Annotated in this window: 13 protein-coding genes; all 13 read right to left on the reverse strand. The window is 33.0% G+C overall.

Annotation, left to right across the window (positions count from 1 at the left end; translation table 11 throughout):
- Positions 1 to 218: 218 nt before the first annotated feature.
- Positions 219 to 956: a helix-turn-helix domain-containing protein gene (locus tag CUL_RS0111000; protein ID WP_025641728.1), complete on the reverse strand. Its 738-nt coding sequence runs from the start codon at positions 954 to 956 to the stop codon at positions 219 to 221.
- Positions 957 to 967: 11 nt separating this feature from the next.
- Positions 968 to 1,822 (reverse strand): alpha/beta hydrolase, encoded by an 855-nt coding sequence (locus CUL_RS0111005; RefSeq protein WP_025641729.1) that lies wholly within the window; start codon positions 1,820 to 1,822, stop codon positions 968 to 970.
- 10 nt (positions 1,823 to 1,832) lie between these two features.
- Positions 1,833 to 5,102 (reverse strand): UvrD-helicase domain-containing protein, encoded by a 3,270-nt coding sequence (locus CUL_RS0111010; protein WP_025641731.1) that lies wholly within the window; start codon positions 5,100 to 5,102, stop codon positions 1,833 to 1,835.
- 148 nt (positions 5,103 to 5,250) lie between these two features.
- Positions 5,251 to 6,180 (reverse strand): carbamate kinase, encoded by a 930-nt coding sequence (gene arcC, locus CUL_RS0111015; protein ID WP_025641732.1) that lies wholly within the window; start codon positions 6,178 to 6,180, stop codon positions 5,251 to 5,253.
- Positions 6,173 to 7,606, reverse strand: a complete 1,434-nt coding sequence (locus tag CUL_RS0111020) for a YlbE family protein (protein ID WP_025641734.1) — start codon at positions 7,604 to 7,606, stop codon at positions 6,173 to 6,175. The genes arcC and CUL_RS0111020 overlap by 8 nt, the downstream gene beginning before the upstream one ends.
- A gap of 13 nt (positions 7,607 to 7,619) precedes the next feature.
- A complete protein-coding gene (gene fdrA / locus CUL_RS0111025) occupies positions 7,620 to 9,158 on the reverse strand; it encodes an acyl-CoA synthetase FdrA (protein ID WP_005588852.1) in 1,539 nt (512 codons plus the stop codon).
- A gap of 4 nt (positions 9,159 to 9,162) precedes the next feature.
- Entirely contained in the window at positions 9,163 to 10,107 is a 945-nt protein-coding gene (locus CUL_RS18065; protein ID WP_005588853.1) for an oxamate carbamoyltransferase subunit AllH family protein, read from the reverse strand.
- 13 nt (positions 10,108 to 10,120) lie between these two features.
- On the reverse strand, positions 10,121 to 11,434 hold the full coding sequence (locus CUL_RS0111035; protein WP_005588854.1) for a uracil-xanthine permease family protein: 1,314 nt from the start codon (positions 11,432 to 11,434) through the stop codon (positions 10,121 to 10,123).
- Positions 11,435 to 11,497: 63 nt separating this feature from the next.
- Positions 11,498 to 12,751: a hypothetical protein gene (locus tag CUL_RS0111040; RefSeq protein ID WP_005588855.1), complete on the reverse strand. Its 1,254-nt coding sequence runs from the start codon at positions 12,749 to 12,751 to the stop codon at positions 11,498 to 11,500.
- A 21-nt stretch (positions 12,752 to 12,772) separates the two neighbouring features.
- On the reverse strand, positions 12,773 to 13,975 hold the full coding sequence (locus tag CUL_RS0111045; RefSeq protein WP_025641740.1) for an amidohydrolase family protein: 1,203 nt from the start codon (positions 13,973 to 13,975) through the stop codon (positions 12,773 to 12,775).
- 21 nt (positions 13,976 to 13,996) lie between these two features.
- Positions 13,997 to 15,097: a cyanuric acid amidohydrolase gene (gene atzD, locus CUL_RS0111050; RefSeq protein WP_005588858.1), complete on the reverse strand. Its 1,101-nt coding sequence runs from the start codon at positions 15,095 to 15,097 to the stop codon at positions 13,997 to 13,999.
- 274 nt (positions 15,098 to 15,371) lie between these two features.
- Positions 15,372 to 16,982 carry a PucR family transcriptional regulator gene (locus CUL_RS0111055; protein ID WP_005588860.1) on the reverse strand — a complete coding sequence of 537 codons (1,611 nt, stop codon included), beginning with the start codon at positions 16,980 to 16,982 and terminating at the stop codon, positions 15,372 to 15,374.
- Positions 16,967 to 20,065, reverse strand: a complete 3,099-nt coding sequence (locus CUL_RS0111060; protein ID WP_025641742.1) for a PD-(D/E)XK nuclease family protein — start codon at positions 20,063 to 20,065, stop codon at positions 16,967 to 16,969. The genes CUL_RS0111055 and CUL_RS0111060 overlap by 16 nt, the downstream gene beginning before the upstream one ends.
- Positions 20,066 to 20,069: the final 4 nt, after the last annotated feature.

Here is a 20,069-nt window from a genome sequence, read left to right on the forward strand (position 1 = left end):
ATATATGATGTAGTTCAAAATACAAAATATTCCTAACACTATAGAAAGAATTCCAAGGAATATTCTATATTTATATAACCCGGTTGATCTGTCTATTGCTTTTTCCACTATATTTCTTTCCTTCCCTATTCTTTTAACGGTATACTTTTGGTTTAAAATCGTAAAAAGTCCTAGCATAAAAAATAATATTCCTACCAATAACAACTGTATCGCCTCTTTTATATAATATTAGAAATACTATTCTCCAACTCTAATACCCTTCCATCCTTAAATACTATTTTGTCTATAATGCTCTTAGTTATTTCATAATTGCCCAATTTATAATAAGATAAAGCTTTGTAATAAAGCATATTGTCCTCTTCGCCATATAGGCTTGCCAGGTTATAATAGGTTATTGCCATTTCATAATTTTTATCCATAAAATATGTTTTACCCATAGCCTTGTAACAATTATTTATACCACTAATATCCTCTTCTCTAAAATAGTGTAGGAGACTTTTGGAGAAATGGGTTATAGCACAGGAGTATAATCTTTCTCTATAAAGAAGTTTTCCTTTTAGTTTTAAGGATTTAGCCAATAAATCTGGTAAACCATATTCCCTGGATAAATGTATTATCTTATATAATTCCCAATATTTTTCATACTTATCTATACCATTTTTATTTGTTATTCTGTTAAACCCATCTATACATAATTCTCGAGCAATATCCTTTTCGTTTTTAATAAAATAGGAAGAGTTAATATTTAGGATAATCCCCTTTTCTTTAGCTTTCGCATTCAATATATCTGCAAGATAGGTTGCATTGATTATACTAATAGGTCTTTTGCCATTTTCAAACATGGAGATATAGTTTTTTGACATATATTTGCCGGACAAATCTCCTTGAGTCAATCCCAATCTATTTCTAATTTCCTTAAGCCTTTGTCCTGGTTTTAATATTCTTAAATCGTCCATATCGTCACTCCCTATTCAATCAATAGAGCCTTTTGCCTTTCTCTATTTGATCTATTATATAACCAATTCATTATATCCAGTAAAACCTTATCCCTTTTATTTTCATTTAATATTTCGTGGAATAGGTCGTCATAGATTTTAATCTCTTTATCTTCAGATAAAATATTATTATATAAAAATATAGCTGTCTCCTTTGGAACTATTTTGTCCTTCTCTCCATGGATAATCAAACAAGGGTAATTATAGTTTCCTATATTTTTCCCTATCCAACTAGTTCCTTTTACTAAAAATTGAACATAAAAATTTAGAGTAGCTTCCTTAAGGACTAGTGGATCCATTTCATAATCTTCAACCACTTCTGCCACACTACAAATATCCTTGGAAAGTTGATTTTTTATCTTCATCTTAGGTAGGAACAGGTTAATAAAATTGTAAATATCCCCTTTAATTCCTTCTATTTGGGGAACTCTCCTAACTGCTGCCCCTGAAAAAATCTGCCCTTCTAGCTTATTTGGATACTTTATACCGTATAGACAAGTAATAAATCCTCCCATACTATGGCCTAGCATGAACAGTGGTAATTTAGGGTACTCTTCTTTTGCTAAATTTACCACTCTATCTGCATCTTCGGCAAGATCCATAAAACTATTTATATGACCCTTTAAACCTTTACTTCTACCATGTCCCCTTAGATCATATCTATAAACACCAAAATTTGCTTCATTTAATTTTTCCGTTACATAATCATACCTATTGAAGTGTTCAGCAAATCCATGATTTATGATTATATTGGCTATTGCTCCCTTTGGTACATCCTTTCTATAATAGAGTTTAACCTTACCTTCACAGTTTATATAATTTTCCATTCCAATCCCCCTAGTTAATATTACACAATATGCTGTATTCACAATATTCTTCACATTCTTCGGATTTTTTATATTGCTCAATAGAATTATTTTCGTTTATAAATTGAATAAATCCTTTAATATCTTCATAATTTTTTTCTAAACTTTCTCTACTTATATCTATTTCTTCCAATTCTCCCGTTTCTAAAAATAGTATAGCAGCCCTTTCTATTTCCATATTGGTAATCCTCTTGAAAACATTGACATAAAGCTGTAATTGAGGCTGATATATTTTTACTAGTTGGTCTTTATTATATACTCTATTAGTTTTGAAATCTAGTATTTCAGCTTTCCCATCACTAATATTTATCCTATCTATTATACCATATAGATGGACATCTTCTACTTTTAAGTAAAACTCCTTTTCTGAATAGGTTTCATCATAATCTTCCCTATGATATTTTATGTAGTTCCTTATATATGGAGTAAGTTCTTTTTTTATATCTTCATCATATTCTATGCCGAAGGAGGTAACCACCCTTTTCATCAAATCTTCGGACTCTATACCCATTTTATAATATTGGCAAAACTTATGGACAATGTTCCCTTTAGTAGTTGGATTTAATACAAAAGTTTCTCCTTTAGTAGTTAAACCAACGGTATCCAAAGAAAGCCTGTTATAATAGTTCATGAAAAATCTTCTCCTACATTGGTTAAACTCTATAAATTGAGAAGGGCTAATTCTGGAGAAAATCTTTTGATTATATCCTTTTACCACATGAAGTAATGGAGTTTTATTGTTATCAAAGGGTTTAATCTGAAATAATTCATTATTTAAACTCTTGATTGGTTGTTGTAATAGAGGTTTAAATTTTACCTCATCTATTACTTCAATATGGTCTACATCCATTAAATCCTTAACCATGTTTTTAAAACCTCTATCCTTCCCCTGATTACCAAGTAGCAATCTTTTTTCTGCCCTAGTCATAGCTACATATAATAAACGTTTGTTTTCTTCATCTTCGTTAGCTTTAATATCTTCTTTGATTTTATTATAAAATGGAGATTTTTTATCGTATTTAAATCCAACTCCCTTGTCCTTGTCTAACAATATATAAGGTTGTTGATAATTGAACCCCCTAGACATCTGAGGTATTACCACTACGGGAAATTGTAAGCCTTTAGATTTATGGATGGTCATTAATTTTACCACATCTGCATCCTCTGAATGAATTTTTGCCTGGGATTCATCTGTATCCTTTAGTCTCTCTACATGATCTATAAAATCCTCCAAAGAACCTGAAGTATTCCTGTCAAAATCTAGAGCCAATTCAATAAATTTATAGACATTGGATACTAATTGTCTACCTCCATGGTATAGCATAAGGCTTTCCATATAATAGGTCTTTTTTATAAGTTCCATTAACAAAGGATATACTCCATATAATCCTTTCTTTACCATTAGGCCCTTCAGTAGTTTCTTTACATCCTTGATCTTATTCTTTTCATCTTCCCCTATATATTCCACATCTACATCCAATGTTTCAAATAAACAATTTTCCCTATGTCTTAGAAGCCAATATAAAGTCTTGTCCGAAAGGCCAACCATAGGACTCCTTAAAAACCCTATAGTGGAGATGGTATCATATCTATTGCTTGTAGCCTTTAGACCATTCATAAGGTCTATTATCTCCTGACCATGATAAAACCCTTTACCCCCTATATTATAATAGGGAATACCATATTCCATCAATGCTTCCTCGTATATATAATCCATAGTTGAGGCTCTAAACAATAAGGCAAAATCTCCGTAGTTAAACTGACCTTCCTCAACTAACTCCTTTATCCTACTAGCTATCAATCTACTTTCATAATAGGTGTTATAGTCCCTTTTACTAATATTAGGAGGTGCTATTAAATCTTCCTTTTCCAATATTTCCACGTCTATTTTGTTTTTAGAAACATGATGGTTTTTCAAACTTACATATCTAGTACCCATTAATTTATCAAATAATGAATTTACAAATTCTAGGATAGTATCAACAGTTCTAAAATTCTTATTTAGATTAATAGTCTTCTGATTTGATATCTTCTCTATATCCTCCATTACATGATAGAAAACCTGCAAATCTGCCCCTCTAAACCCATATATAGATTGTTTAGGATCCCCAACTACAAAGAGGTTATTTCTGTCTAGTATTTCATCTTTAGAACAGAGTTTGTAAAATATCTTTTTCTGTAATTCATTGGTATCTTGAAATTCATCTACCATAATATATTTAAACTTGTTTTGATATTTTTTCCTGATGGATTCATCATCTAATAATTTTAAGACCAGGATTTGCAAATCATCATAATCTAAACTTCCTAATTCATCTTTTTTAACACTATATTTTCTGTCAATTTCTATTAATAGTTTAAAAAGCCCTTGGTATAACCATAGATATTCCTTTTCTTTAATAAGGAATACATTATTTATAGTATCTTTTAAACCTTCTATTCTATCTGCCTCTTTGGAATTGGTTCCAATATTATCATATAAATATTCTAGAATTGAAATCAATTCTTCCTCCGGATAATTGTCTTTATAGAAGCTTAGCCAAATATCATCAGTTCTTAATTTATCAATCTTAGAATTTTTTCTAGACTTTCCCATTAAATATATGAAACTTTCCTTAATATATCGAATATGAGCTGGGTTCAATTGAATACTAGATATATATGATAAAGTCATATCCCTTACTTCCTCAAAGGAATATCCTACTGTCCTTATTTTATTATAAATGGCTTTTATTTCAAATACCACCTTGTCCAAATCATCTCTATTGAATACTTTTACCAAATTATAAATTTTTTCATCTTCTTCTATAGATTGTATTAGCTCTTCTAATATGGTGTCTTCTAGTAATATATCGGCTTCACCTTGATCTAGTATAGTAAACATAGGGTCTACACCAGCATTTAATGAGTTGTCCCTTAGAATATTGCCACAGAAGCCGTGGATGGTGGATATGTTGGCTTTTTCCATATCTCTATAATATCTAATCCACCTTTCCCCTAAGGAGAATCTTTTCTTTATCCCCTCCCTAATCCTTTCCTTCATCTCTTGGGTGGCTTTTTTAGTAAAGGTTATGGCAACAATGGATTCCACTTCTTTACCTTTCTCTAAATCACCGTGTTCCAGTATGTAAATATACCTTTCTGTAAGCACTTTAGTCTTTCCAGTACCAGCACCAGCATTTACAGCTAGATTTCTATCTATAGTTGTGATAGATAAATTTTGTTCTTTTGTATTATTCATAATATTACCCCCAGACTTCTTGCAATATCTACTATTATTATAACAGAATTCTACTTTAATTCACCATTTTAGACCGTTTTAAGTTACAATTGCAATAAATAAAATGAGAACTAGGATTAATCCTAGTTCTCATTTTATTAATATATACCTACCAATTTGGATTAAGGATTTTATCATAGATAATAGTTCCACTTTCTCCAACTAATACCTCTTCTACCTTCTCCAATGATGCGATTACCGCCTGCCTTCCCTTCTTGGACCTTGCAAAGTTTACTGCTGCTATTACTTTGGGTAGCATACTACCTGGTGCAAATTGATTTTCCTCCATATATTTATAGGCCTCATCTACGGACATTTTATTTAGGTTTAATTGATTTTTCTTGCCAAAATTAATCGCTATCCTATCCACTGCTGTTAATATGAATAAATAATCTGCATCTACCAATTCGGCTACTTTACCGCTTGCAAAATCCTTATCTATTACAGCGTTAATCCCTTCATATCCAAAACCTTTTTTTATTACGGGTATTCCACCACCACCAACGGTTATTACTATATATCCTCCTTTTATTAAGGATTTTATACAATCCTTTTCAATTATATCTATAGGTTTTGGTGAGGCTACTACCCTTCTATATCCCCTACCGGAATCCTCCATCATTATATAATTTTTTTCCTTTTTAAGTTTTTCTGCTTCATCCTTAGAATAAAATTTTCCTATAGGTTTTGTTGGATTTTTTAAGGCTTCATCCCGCTCATCTACCACAGCCTGAGTTATCAGCGTAACTACATTCTTATTTATATTTCTTTTATTTAATTCCGCATATACACTATTTTGAAGATGATACCCTATATACCCTTGGCTCATTGCTATACATTCAGGGAAAGGCATAGATATATCATGCATGGATTGTTCAATCATGCCTACTTGGGGTCCATTGCCATGAGCAATGACTACTTCATGGCCTCTTTCTATAAGGCCTACTATATGCTTCGCTGTTCCCTTTACTATATTAATTTGCTCACTAGGGGTATCGCCTAAGGCATTTCCCCCTAACGCTATTAGAATTCTACTCATCCTGCCCCTCCAAATATTCATCATTAAATCTTTTCAGAGCTTTTTCAAAACATTCCATAGGCGGATTTACCAATCCCGCCCCGACTTGACCAATTCCTGCCACTTTATGGGCCATCCCAGTATTTATAATAGGCAATATCCCTTTTTCTATTACCTTGATTATATCAATACCTACAGCCGAACCCCGAAAATCTAAGGTTGGTATAGAATAGTTTGGGTTTTCACTTACAGTAATTTCATGCATCTTTTCACTATACCCTATTGCGTCCTCTACAGTCCCTCCTACAAATTGTACTATTGCTGGAGACCCGCCCATAGCAAACCCTCCAATTCCCATTGTTTCAGTAATGGCGCTATCCCCTATATCTGGATTGGCATCCTCTTCCTTAAACCCTGGAAACATTAATCCTTTTATCATATTAGCAGGGCCTGTAAACCATTCATCCTTACCTAGTCCACTTATACGTATCCCGAAATCTACACCATTTCTGGCCATGGTGGTTACAACCGTTGAGTGTTTAATTCCATGGGCTGCATCAGTTGCCACTTTGCAGGCTGGCATAGAAAGGTTTAGAAAATAATGTTCATTCCCTTTTATAAATTCCAACACTCTTCTTTTTACATCCATATCCACATCCGTATCCATTATATGAACGGCTATCTCTCTAAAGAATAGGCTAGTAGAAGCCTTGTTTCTATTGTGGCACTCATCCCCCATATGGACTGCCTGGGAAATTATGGATTTAATATCTATTCCCCCATCAATGGTTTTTAAGGCTTTTTTAACAGTAGGTGCAAATTCTTCTTCTATCCATTTAAGGCGGTTTATTACCTCTTTATCAAATGCACCATATCTTAGAACCTTGCCCAAACCTTCATTTATTGTGCAATATCCATAATTCCCATATGTCTTATTGTAAATTACGTGTACTGGCATAGATGGTGAAATTATACCAGCCATAGGCCCTACCGCATTATGTTCATTGCAGGGAGCAAATTTAATCTTTCTTGATTTAGCAATTTCTTCTGCCTCTTTCTCATCCTTTGCCATTCCCTCATAAAGCAATGCGCCTATTATTGCCCCTTTCATAGGTCCTGCCATCCTATTCCATTCTATAGGTGGCCCAGAATGAAGAATCGTATTCTCATCCATACCAGGAATTGCATTTTTCGCTTGATCTATATCAACTAATATTGGATGTGAACTTATCATCCTGTCAACCGCTTCTCTATTGGCTACTGCTATATCCTTTTGGCTAGACAATCTGTCAATAATATTCAGCAATTTAATGTCCCCACCAGCAGCAGGTGACCAATCCAATTGCAATACATCCTGTCCTTGAATTTCCAAATCATCTTTAAAATTCTTTGTTCCTAAATTTAATACTTTTAGTTTTTTTGAAAATAGACTATTTATATTATTCATTTCAGCTCCTCCATTATGATAGTATTTCTTTTACTATATTTGCTGCTTCAAGATTACTTTTGGCTACAATGACCCCTTCCTCTTCCAGCATTTCTTTCTGTTTTTCATATACTTGTTTATCTAGTTCTGTTCCACATATATAGGCTACGAATATTAAATTTCTACCTGCCTTACGGGCTATTTCCTTCGCTTTTTTTATTGAATCTGTGGTCACCCCTACTGGGTCATCATGAGAGCCATAACCTAATTCAAAATCCATTAAAATAACTCCCACATTTTCATCTTTTGACTCTCTTATTATCCTTTCAACCCTTAATGTTGGCTCTATCATAGGATGTGGTTTCCCAAAAGTAAATTCATCTTCACCTAAATCCAATAGCACATTCCCGCTATAATCATTAATATTACCTATTTTCTCGGATTTGTTTTTAGCCACATTGCTCCTTACAGATTCAAAACTATCCCTTAATACTGATAGAGCCTCGGAACAAAGGGTCCCACCGCAGAACAATCCTCTGAAATACTTTTGTTCCGGTTTTAATAATTTTTTTAATTCCTTTACATCCACTGGCGATGATTTTTCCTTTTCATGTAATGCCGATTCATATTCTCCAGTTAGTTCCACTGCTTTTCTAGCCGCATCATATAATCCATATACAAAATATGCCTTTGAATTTTGGCGATCATCTTCCTTTCCATCTATAAAACAGACTACAACCGGTTTTTTCACTGTTTTTATTTCTTCTAGAATCTTTTCCTCTACAGATATTTCCGGCGGTTTAGAAATTAGGACTATTACTTCTGTGTTTTCGTCCTTATCCAAAGCCCTAAGGCCTTCCATCATCATTATGCCGCCTATTTCTTTCGATAGATCCCTTCCCCCAGTTCCTATTGCCTGGGATATTCCTCCACCAAGTCTGTGTATCTGAACCATAACCTCCTGTAACCCAGTCCCTGATGCGCCTACTATCCCAATTCGTCCTTTTCTCACTTCATTGGCAAAACATAATCCCACATTATTTATACAGGCTGTTCCACAGTCTGGCCCCATTACAAGAAGCCCCTTTTCTTTTCCTATTTCTTTCAACATTTTTTCATCTTCTAGGCTTACATTGTCGCTGAATAGCATTACATGTAGATTTTTTTCTAGGGCTTTTTTGGCCTCTCTTGCTGCATATTGGCCTGGTACCGATATTACCGCAAGATTAGCATCTTCCATGTATTCCACAGCTTTATCAATTGTTTTGGGATTTTGGAATTTCCCTTTTTCCTTTTTCTTGCTCTTAGGGCTTAGAAGCTCATCTACTAAAGCAAGGGCCTCTTCATAACTATTTTCATTGGAGGCTTGAATTGCAATTATTAAATCGTTGCTCCCTGCATTATTTGAATCATCAGTGGCTAAGCCTACATTTTGCAATAATTGTTTGTTCATATCTGTTGCCATGGATATTACTGCCTCTTCTACCCCTTCCATATCCAATATTTTGCTAGATAAAGACATCAAAGTGACAGAGTCATAATAGGCATTTTTTCTAATTATAGTGTTTTTCATATTTTTATTCCTCCATGTTAAAATTATTTATTAGTAAAATAAAGGCTACGACTATTCCAACAGCCAAATCCGTACCAGAAGAAGAACCAATTTCAAATAGTTTTTTAAATGAAAACTTTAACCGCTTTTTATCTTCTCCCAAAAATGAATCTATGACGTTAAGAATATGCTCTTCAGTCCTACCTTTAATAGCAGCGTAAAGCGTTTGTCTGCTAACATCTGTGGTCGAAATTTTATCTATATCAACTAAGTTTATTAATTTCTTTTTTATTCTATATGAATAATTGGTTATAACTATATTTAATACAGATATAAATCCAACTAGAAAATCATCCCCCGATGGAGTCAGTCCTATACCAAATCCTATTAGAGGATTTATTTGTTCTTTGTTCATATAGTTATTATTTATTGCATCTATAAAACAGTCTATCCTTTTAGCCAATTCTATCTCCACTATTCCCGGTCTATAGTTATTAATATTTAGATAGTTTTTTAAATAATAATACCTGCATCCGCCAACTGAACCCTTTTCCAATATAAATTTATTGAAACATTTTATATTTTGGGCTATTGCCGCCTTGTTCAGAATAGCCTTTTTTTTCACTTTGGGCATCCATAGACAACTATCGAGACCCAATTTTATATTCAATATACCTTGTAGGTTCAATCTATTATTCGATTTAAAAATTGCATCTCCTTTTTTGAAACCAAAGGTTCTAAAATCAATATCTTTTGTATTTACTCTTAGGGTGAAGGGACTATTGCCTATATTTTCAGAGGATATTGCATATATAATACCTTTATCATCCTTGAAATTTATGACATTTCTATATATGCTATGAATTTCACCAATTATTTTCAAATCTTCCATTTGATTAAACAGTTCCATAAAATCCTTGCCATAGCTAATGGCAGCAAATTCAGTAAATATATATTTATCCCATTTCATATGCTGTCCCTTCTTATGGATTCATCTTCTGTTCTTCATCTGGTAAAAGCAAATCTAGAATTATTGAAACCATGGCCGACGGACCCACCCCTGAGGTTAAAAATAATTGCAATTCTCTAGGTAAATTTTGTGTGGCTTCTGGTACTATGCTTAATCCAACGCCTAAACCTACAGCTACGGCAATTATAAGGGTATTTCTACTATTTAATTTTATTTTTCTTAATAAGGATAAACCGGATACGGCTATTATGGAAAACATTGCTATTGCTGCTCCACCTAATACTGGCTCTGGTATTATAGCGATTAAAGAACCAAATTTAGGGAATAGGGATAATATTATTAAAATGATTGCCCCTATCTTTACTACATGCCTGCTAAATACACCTGTCAAGCTAATAACACCTATATTCTGAGTGTAGGAAGTGTTGGGAAATGCATTAAATATTGCGGCTACACTGCTTCCTAGCCCATCTGCAATTACCCCACCGCTCATTTCCTTATCAGTAGCCTCCCTACCTTCTGCCCCAATAGTAATAGCCGATATATCGCCTATGGTTTCTATTGCCGTAGCCACATACATAAACAACATAGCAATAATAGCAGTAGGATGAAATGTCCATTTATATACAAATGGTTTAGGCAATGAAAACCAAGATGCTTCTAATACTGGCGTTGCATCGAGCATATTAAAGAAAAACGATACAATATATCCTACAATTATCCCCAACAATATTGAGGATGACCTTAAAAATTTGTTTTTGTTTTGGTTTAATATAATTATTGTTATTAGGACTATAGTTGCTATTAATAGGCTCTTTAAATCACCCATATTTGAACCTCCACCAGCAGCTTGTTTAATTCCAACAGGTATAAGGGTTATTCCTATTGTCAGTACAACAATTCCTGATACCAAAGGAGTGAATATCTTTTTCAGTTTTGAATGGTTTTTCCCCAATAAAATTTCAAACAATCCTCCAATGAAACTTGCGCCCAAAACTCCTTCTATACCAAAATCCTTAGCAATTGCCAAAACTGTTGATATAAAAGCGTTGCTAGTCCCCATTACTATAGGCAGTCCCGACCCTATTCCCTTATATTTGGCTATCTGCATAAAGGTGGCAATCCCCGCCATAAATAGGGCACATTGTATTAAAAATGTGGTTTCACTAGCAGATAAACCTAGTAAACCCGATACTAAAAGTGGCACAGTTATATTGCCCGCAAACATGGCCAATATATGTTGGAATGCTAAAGGTATAGCCTTTGATAACCCAGGCCTATCTTCAACCCCGTAAATTATGTCAATATCTGTCTTTTTCTCTCCCATAATATCTCTCCTGTCTTTACGGAAGGGATTAAAGACAATAATCAATAATCCCTTCCATAATTTTTATATAACTATGATTGCAACAATAATCAATAAGGCCAGAGCCCCTAGAATATACATTAGATTCTTTTTTACAACTTCCATAATATCAATTTCAAAACCCTTCGATAGGGCAGCCACATTTATTTGAACTGGGCTTATTTGGGTTCCTAAACCTGTTGCTATAGCAACAAAACCCATTGCTTCCGAGGGTAGACCAAGAGCTGATAAGGTTGGAAGTATCAAGGTTAATACACCAGCAGCAAAGGCTCCAGATGGAATAGCTATTAAAAATGCAATAATCATTGCAACAGGCAATATTATTCCTTCAGGTACATTGCTTGCTAGGGCTGCTATCTGTTCAAAAGTTCCCAATTCACTAATCATATTGATAAAAGCCAAAAACATACCTACTGCAAATAAGGTTGTAAGAATAAACCTTGAACCTTCAATTAATGATTCACAAGTTTCGTTTATATTTAAAGGTGTTAAAAGGACAGTCAATATGGCTGTAAATATAACCGCAGTTGCAGGTGTAAATAGATCTATTCCAATTAATGAATTCAGCCCTCCACCGGCCACTACCATAATTAGCAAGGCTATGGCTGGTATGGATTGTTTTAATAATGCACCATTGCTTCTGCCATCATCTTTGTTTTCTATGTCTGCTCCTCCTTTAACTAATGAACCTCTTTTTTGTACTCCATAGATAGCCAATCCAGCTGCCAATAAATAAAAGGCTATGGTATAGGGTCTCATTGCTGCAGCGTGTGCTATTACATCTCTACCAGCGCTTTCCGCTGCTAAAACGGTTTCAGTTGATGCTGGTGATGTTGTAAAACCTACTGCCGAAACAAGAGCCATAGCTGCAATAACCTCCGGAACCGCTCCTACGGCTGCAGCTGCTAAGGGCGCAGTAACCATTGTGTTTCCGGCTCCCATCCCTGCCATATAGGTGGCAAATCCTTGAATTAAAACTATTATTCCTGCTAATATGCTAATTTTCCCTTTTAAACTTCTTCTAGAAAGCTCCACTAAGGATTCAATACTCCCAGCCTGTGAAACCATTGCCGCCGAGGCTGCATATATTATTGGAACAGTAATCCCCAGCATATTGCCTATGCCGCCAACGAACATTTGGGATGCTTGAGGCAGCCCTATCTTTCCAATCAATATTGCTAGGATTCCTCCTACCAACCCAGCAAAAAGCATATGTTGTCTTTTAAATAGAAGTGCTAGTATTACAACTAACGGTATTATATTTATTAAAAGGCTCATATAAATTCCTCCTCAATTGTTTTATATATTGATTTCAAACATATTGTTTTTAAAGTATCCAAAGATATTGACCTGTCCAATTATTGAATCCATTTTGGTTCTTGCATCCAATACTATGAATTTTGCCTTATCTTTTTCCTTAATTCCAAAACCAAACCCTAAAATCTTCCCTGGGACTATTGATACCGTATCAAATAGTTTATTTAAATCATCTTCCCCGCCCATCTGTGTCCCATGGGCTGCTATCAATAATTCTTCTAAAAGGTTGCCGTTTCCAAATGAGTTGAAAGGGTCCCTAATATTATCAGAACCTATCATTACCGGTATCCCATTATCTAATAAAAGTTTTACAGGTGCTATACCCCTTCTTATATTAAATTCATCCCCTCGGCCCTGCAAATATAAGTTGGTAGAAGGTAGGGCAATTATATTTATCTTAGCCTTTTTAACCAAATCAATCACCGGTCTAATGGTGTTTTTATCATTTGCAGATAGGCTACAACAATGACCAGCTGTGACTCTACCTATATAACCATTTGCTATGGTTATATTCGCTAAATCCCTAATAGTTAAAGATTTAGCATCATCTGTTTCATCTATGTGCATATCAATATCTACATCGTATTTCATACCAAGTTCAAATATCATTTTAATATGTTTTATAGGTTCATCTTCTGTAGCAGGTATCCCTCCCACCAAATCTGCACCAAGCTTAAGGGCTTCTTCTAAATAATTATAGGATTTTCTGTTTCCTACTATCCCTTCCTGAGGAAATGCAACTATCTGGATATTAATCATATCCTTATATTTTTCTTTTAGCTCCAGTAAAACTTCAACTGATTTTATGCCTATTGTTTCATCAACATCTATATGGGTTCTAATAAATCTTGTCCCCTTTTGGAATGCCATCTCCAAAACCTTTTCTGCTCTTTCCTTTATGTCCTCTTTTGTCATTTGAGATTTATATTTACTCATTATTTTGATAGCTTCATTGAGAGTACCACTTTTGTTTATTATTCTTTCCCCAATCAACGCTTTATCAAGGTGCATATGACTATCCACAAATCCATCCATCAAAATTCTGCCCTCTAAATCAATTAGTTTAGCTTGGGGATTGTTTTTTTCGAAACCCTCCCCAATATTTTGCACTATTCCCTCTTTAATATATATATCTGTTATTTCATTGGTAAAAGGAAAGTATCCATTTCTCAAAATATAATTCATTTTGTCACTCCAATTCCTTTTTTATTTTTCAATTATAACGGCTACAGGTCCACCACCAGCGGGACCTTGATGTTCCGCGCCTCCTGAAACATAGACCATGGGATCTCCTACAATTGAAGCTATTACACCATTGACCACCGCCCTAGCATGACGAGTATGATTTATATCTGAATCTGTTAGCATAGTGTTTCTCCTGCCCCTTACATGTCCATCTGGGGAAGCTTCTGCCTTCGCAAGGACATTTACTATTCTTTTTTTATCTTCCTCTGTGGGCAATTTGTCAATTTTCAATCCACTATTTGTCATGGCTTTTATAATTCCTTCTAGGTCGATGGCATCTTCCATTACGCTATGTCCAATTCTATATTTACTGATGGATTTTCTAGAGTTCCCCATCAATATAATTTCACAGTTTAATAGTTCTACTCCTGCAGATGTTGATGCTACTTCTGAATACAGTGACCAATCTTTTAATATAGCATCTTCTGTCACTTTATTTTCATCTATTTCACCCAAGGCTATAGCCACACCTAATGCGGAAGCGCCCCTTGTATATCCCATGGATTCATAGGTGTCCTCAACAATTACGGATTTTCCCCTTGATTTTGCTTCCTGTATCCTATCGGAAGTCAATAAAGGACATTTTATTTGCACAAAATGAACGTCTTCTTTATCTTCAATTCCTGCTTTTTCGATTAATTCTAGGACTACCTCTTTTACTTCATTGACCATTGTTAAGGTTCCCATCTCCTCAGGTAAAAAATCTCTGGTAAATCCTACACTTACCGCTAAAGATTTTTCCTCTTTAGTTATATCTTCTGTTTCTGTTTTTGTGAAAATGGTTGCATGGGGCGTCATTACGCCCTCGGTTCCACCTGACATTACAAATGCGACCTTTTCTTCTATCTCTTTCTCGGTTTTACCTAGCTTTTTTGATAGAAAACTTCTGAAAGATGCAGTGCAAAATCCTCTTGTAAAGTCATTTACACATCCATTGCCTTCAGTTTTGCCTAAGATTGCAATAATCTCTTCTGGATTAATCTCATTGGTATTAATTAGTTCTTCTAAACTTGACATATCATCTGGACCTGACATAGGAATTTTATATACTTTTACATTCATCTTTTTTCCTCCTCCATTTGATTTGGTTTATTTTATTTTTAACAATCTAGAAGCTTGTTTCCACATAAAACCTTATAAATCTTATGTTTATATAAATTATAGCATGTCCATTTTTTATAATCATCATAACCCATAGCCAAATAAAATAGGTATCGTTGTCAGTAGTTGACAACGATACCTATTTTATTATATATAGCTGCTGTATAGAACATCCAATGCTATAGATTAATTAAAGATATCATCTACTTTACAATAATCCTTAGTTTGATTACCTCTATTGGGATGCAATCCATAAATAAATATTATATGCTAAGACTAATTCGCCTATGTCAAACCCATTATCAATTTTAATGCCTAATTCCGTTATCCTATCTATTCTATATCTTAAGGTATTATAATGTATGAATAAGGATTCTGCCGATTTTTTTATATTGAAATTATTTTCAATTAAAACTCTAAGGGTCTCCATTAATTTCATATCATTGGTCTTATCGTGTTCTATAATCTTGCCTAATTTGCTGTCTACATACTTATTTAAAATATCCATATCCTTTACTTCCTTAATAATATCAAATATCTCAAAATCACTATAATGGTTAACAAAAGAATCATTGTATAAAACAGTCCCCGCAACTACGCAGCTTTGCGCCTCCTTATAGGCTTGGGAAAATCTATTAACATTATCTATAATATTAGATATTCCAATTCCTACTTTAGATTTTCCTTTTAATCTATTAGCTATTACATTTCCAACCTCAATACAATTATCCTTAATATTTTTCATAAAAATAACATTTATAAATATTACAATTGAATCATCTATATATACAACCTTTATTTTATTGCTATTTATGATTAGCCTATCTTCTAATATTTTTTCAATAAATCGTGAATCTAGGATTTCCTCAATTAGCGCCCTTTTTTTACTATTATCCTCCATTAGTAGTTTTATTGTCATTATTGACATTGGAAATTCCATATTCCAGCCGAATGTTTTGGCCTTATTAATCATCTCTATGGGAGAATATATCTTACCCTGCAAAACATCCCTGATAAAAACATCCTGAAAACCTTTTTCCTTCTCCAGTACAGCGTTATTTTTATAAAATACAGAGGCTATCAATAATGATGCTTGCTCAATGGCAATTTTTAAATTTGGGTTTTCGTCCTTTCCTTTTAATAGTACAATATATCCAAACCTTGTTTTCCCGGCATTAATATGATGTTTTACATAGGTATCTTCATCATATATTGCATCCTTTGTCTCTATTTTAAAGCTGTTACTGTTTTGATTATTAGGGTTTAAAATTATAGAAGGATTCTGGCCATCCAAATCCTTAGACATATGAGTAATATTAAAATCGTTATCCAATAAAATTGTAGGAAATTGTACTATTTTAGACAGACTATTGACCAATGAATCAATTTCCTCTCCTTTTAAAAAGAGTTCCATGAAATTCTGGTGCACTTGGTTTCTAAATTGAAGCATATCTATATGGTTCTTTAAGGATAGGGCTAGAATTTCTGCTACCAAATCCGATAGATTGGAACCCTGGGGTAGTTCTATGATTGGGAAATCCAAATCGTTGGCTTGTTCTATCATTATTGGTTTAATTTCTTCAATATATCTAACAGGTTTTATACATATGCCAGCAAGATTTAACTCTGATAATCTTGGAATCAATTGGTCGGTAGCTGTCTCATCGTTATATATTGGATAAAGGGTGGTAATTAGCAAATTATGGGCATCTACATAAGGAAAAATATCAGGTACTTCCATCAAATTGGCATTGTTCACAATATTAGAAAGTCCCCCTTCACCTGCAACTATTCTTGCATGTTTAAATCCATCTAATTTTAATACATCTTTTACTCTAATGGGCATATCAATCGCTCCTCTTTATATCTACATATGTCCTTATATATACAATAGGGTGAGCATTCCATTGGGTTTACTGAAAAGTCTCCCTGGTGGATGGATTCTATATAGGATTTAATAAATTCTTTTGTTGTATCTAATAATTCTTCTAATTCTTCTTCAGTAATAGCACCTTTGTTCCTCTTACTTACTAGGTCTTTTTCTTCCACATTGCCTATCTTTAATTGAAACTCTCCAGTGGATATAATTCCATATAGGGCGCCTATTATTGGTTTATCTTTTTGGGATAGTATATATAGGGGTAATTGTAATGATAATCCAGCTTTCATATGGTCAATATTCCTATTATTGTAATCGCTATTTTTATAATCTATTATTATATATTTATCTTCATCAATATACTTGTCCATTCTATCTATAGCACCAGTAAATGGAACCTTTAAGCCATCTACCTCTATTTCAAAGGGTTCTTTTCTTCCAAATTGGATTTCAAAATCCATAGGTGCTATTTTTTTCTTCAATTTAGTTAATCTATCTATATCGGATTTAATAAATTCTAATATCCTATTAACATTGTTTTCTATCCTTAACTGCCAAAGTTTAGGATCTAAATCTATTCCTAGGGATTCCATCTTCTTTTCTACTTTTTCAATTATATAATCATTGGTTTCATCTACATTAAATATATTTTTTCCCTCTATATGGGCTTGGATTTCTTCCCTATAATTATAATAATATTCCTTTAAAACCTCATGATTAATAACCCCTCTATCTAGAGGAGTAAAATCCTGAAATTCCCTCTCCATTTCTTCCACATTTAATACATTATTCAATAAGAAATAATAGGGACATTTTCCATAGGATTCTAGATAGCTAATAGAGTATATTTTATCCTTATGGATATTCTTAATATCTTCTATTATATTTTCATCACCAATATTTCCACAATATTGATTAAATTCATCCCTATTTCTTTCTACTTCACATAAAATCCTATTATTTACTTCCTTAAAGGTATTTTCGTCTATATGATTATACATAAAGAATAGTTCTTCCCCATATTCTCCTTCATAATAATTTCCAAGTAAATACTGGGATAATTCTCTCTTAGTAGTCAATTGGTTTATATCCCTTTTAATGATATAGTCCATATCAACTGTTGCTAGATTTACTTTTTCCTCAATTGTTTCTCCATCTATACTATTCAATACTTCATCTAGGAATAAGGAAGGTATATCCTTCTCATCTTCAGTAGCATTTTCTGAATAGGATAGGTATAGAGTATGAGTACAAGCAGCAATAAGGGTAGTAAATATTATGGATTCTTTATCCAACCTCTCATAGTAATTTTTCACATCTATTCCTATATCCTTTAATTCTTTATAATTATCCTCTTTAAAAAAGAAATTGTTTTCAACTATATTGGGATACTTCCCTTGAGAAAGGCCTACAAGGAATAATACCTGGAATTTCTGTCCTCTGGCAGTTACAGGAGAGAAGATATTGATACCCCTAGGATTACCTTGGACTTCCTTTATGCTTTCCCTCTCAAGGTAGTTTTCCAATAAGGTTAAAAATTCTTCCAAAGGTATTTTATCCTGTATTATCTTTGAAACAATAATAATGGTATCTAAAATTTCCTTTAACTTATTAAAGGCTGAAATATCTCTAAGGAATAGATTAAAGTCTCCCGTAAGGTTATAGATATCTAATATCTTTTCTTCTATATGATATTTATCTAAAAATTTCATAATAAATGATATATATTCCCTTATTGTAGCTTCTGATGGAATAGATTCCATTTCCTCTTCTATTATTAATAGTATTGATTGTAAATTAGGTACATATGCTGAAAAATCTGACCTACTCCTATGTATCAAATCCTCAATAGATCTAAATCTTAGTTTCCTTAAAGCATATTCTAAAGCTTCCCTTTCACCCATATTAGAAAGATTAAAATAATTGCTTTTTATTCTGTTAATAATAGCCTTTTTAGAATCTTCCTTTATTTGTAAAACATATATTAATTCCTTTATTAATGGTATTTCAATTAATTTTATATCCTTATTCAATGAACAGGGAATCTTTTCTTCGTCAAATACTTGAAACATTTTATTCCTATATTCATCTGTATTTGTAAGTACAATAGCCATATCCCTTAAATCTATTCCCTCTAAATTATATCTTTTTATTTCTTCTGAAATCTTCTTCAATTCCAAATGACTATTAGCCGCCTTTATCATATGGATATGGGAATTTGGTTCCATTTTATTTGCCGATTCATCAAATAGAGAGCTGGCCATCTTTTCATAATAGGTCAATTCCCCTTTAGATTCATTTTCTATTTCAAATCCCAATTCCTTAAGATATTCTATAGTTTCTAAGAGGGTATTAAAATTTCTAGGCCTATTAAAGGGAATATTAATATAAATGGAACAACTAGTCCTAGTTATTTCCTTTAGTAGTTCTAATTCTTGGGGTCTAAAATCAAAAAAACCGTCTATAATTATGAAATCTATATCATCGAAAAAACTATTATCCCCTTTTAGTAGGGATAAGGATTTGAAGAAGCTTTCTTCTCTATCTATTAGACCATAATTATTCAACTGATTTTCATATTCCTCATATATCAATCCTATTTCAAAGTAAAATGCTTCTTTTGGACATTTTTTTAGATATTCTTCAGCAGTTATTAAAGATCTTTTTATCTCTCCAATAATTTCAACTAGGCTTTTAACAAAACCCTTTTTGGTAGATATATTCCTATAATATTTTAATCTGTTCTTTTCATTTAACTCTCTTAGTGTCTTAGAAATAAGGGCTTCTTTCATCTCTCTATCTATACAGGTATAGAAATTATCCTCTAATAATCTATCTACTATATCGTCAAAGGTAAATAGATTGATATTAAAAGTGCCTTTTATCTCTTCAATCATTTTTTGCCTATAATTTTCTAATAAATTCCCATTTGGTAGTATATAATAGAAACTATTCCCCTTACCTAATTCTAAATAATGTAGAGCTTTGTTAAATAATTCCTGGGTTTTAGGATTATTATAAGGACCTAAATAGACTATTCTATCTGACATTTTC

The organism is [Clostridium] ultunense DSM 10521, assembly GCF_000511955.1.
GTDB lineage: Bacteria > Bacillota > Clostridia > Tissierellales > Tepidimicrobiaceae > Schnuerera > Schnuerera ultunensis.

What these genes read in the sequence shown, in the direction of transcription:
- CUL_RS0111000 (WP_025641728.1), bottom strand. Translation starts at nt 956, where the DNA reads ATGGACGATTTAAGAATATTAAAACCAGGACAAAGGCTTAAGGAAATT.
- CUL_RS0111005 (WP_025641729.1), bottom strand. Translation starts at nt 1,822, where the DNA reads ATGGAAAATTATATAAACTGTGAAGGTAAGGTTAAACTCTATTATAGA.
- CUL_RS0111010 (WP_025641731.1), bottom strand. Translation starts at nt 5,102, where the DNA reads ATGAATAATACAAAAGAACAAAATTTATCTATCACAACTATAGATAGA.
- arcC (WP_025641732.1), bottom strand. Translation starts at nt 6,180, where the DNA reads ATGAGTAGAATTCTAATAGCGTTAGGGGGAAATGCCTTAGGCGATACC.
- CUL_RS0111020 (WP_025641734.1), bottom strand. Translation starts at nt 7,606, where the DNA reads ATGAATAATATAAATAGTCTATTTTCAAAAAAACTAAAAGTATTAAAT.
- fdrA (WP_005588852.1), bottom strand. Translation starts at nt 9,158, where the DNA reads ATGAAAAACACTATAATTAGAAAAAATGCCTATTATGACTCTGTCACT.
- CUL_RS18065 (WP_005588853.1), bottom strand. Translation starts at nt 10,107, where the DNA reads ATGAAATGGGATAAATATATATTTACTGAATTTGCTGCCATTAGCTAT.
- CUL_RS0111035 (WP_005588854.1), bottom strand. Translation starts at nt 11,434, where the DNA reads ATGGGAGAGAAAAAGACAGATATTGACATAATTTACGGGGTTGAAGAT.
- CUL_RS0111040 (WP_005588855.1), bottom strand. Translation starts at nt 12,751, where the DNA reads ATGAGCCTTTTAATAAATATAATACCGTTAGTTGTAATACTAGCACTT.
- CUL_RS0111045 (WP_025641740.1), bottom strand. Translation starts at nt 13,975, where the DNA reads ATGAATTATATTTTGAGAAATGGATACTTTCCTTTTACCAATGAAATA.
- atzD (WP_005588858.1), bottom strand. Translation starts at nt 15,097, where the DNA reads ATGAATGTAAAAGTATATAAAATTCCTATGTCAGGTCCAGATGATATG.
- CUL_RS0111055 (WP_005588860.1), bottom strand. Translation starts at nt 16,982, where the DNA reads ATGCCCATTAGAGTAAAAGATGTATTAAAATTAGATGGATTTAAACAT.
- CUL_RS0111060 (WP_025641742.1), bottom strand. Translation starts at nt 20,065, where the DNA reads ATGTCAGATAGAATAGTCTATTTAGGTCCTTATAATAATCCTAAAACC.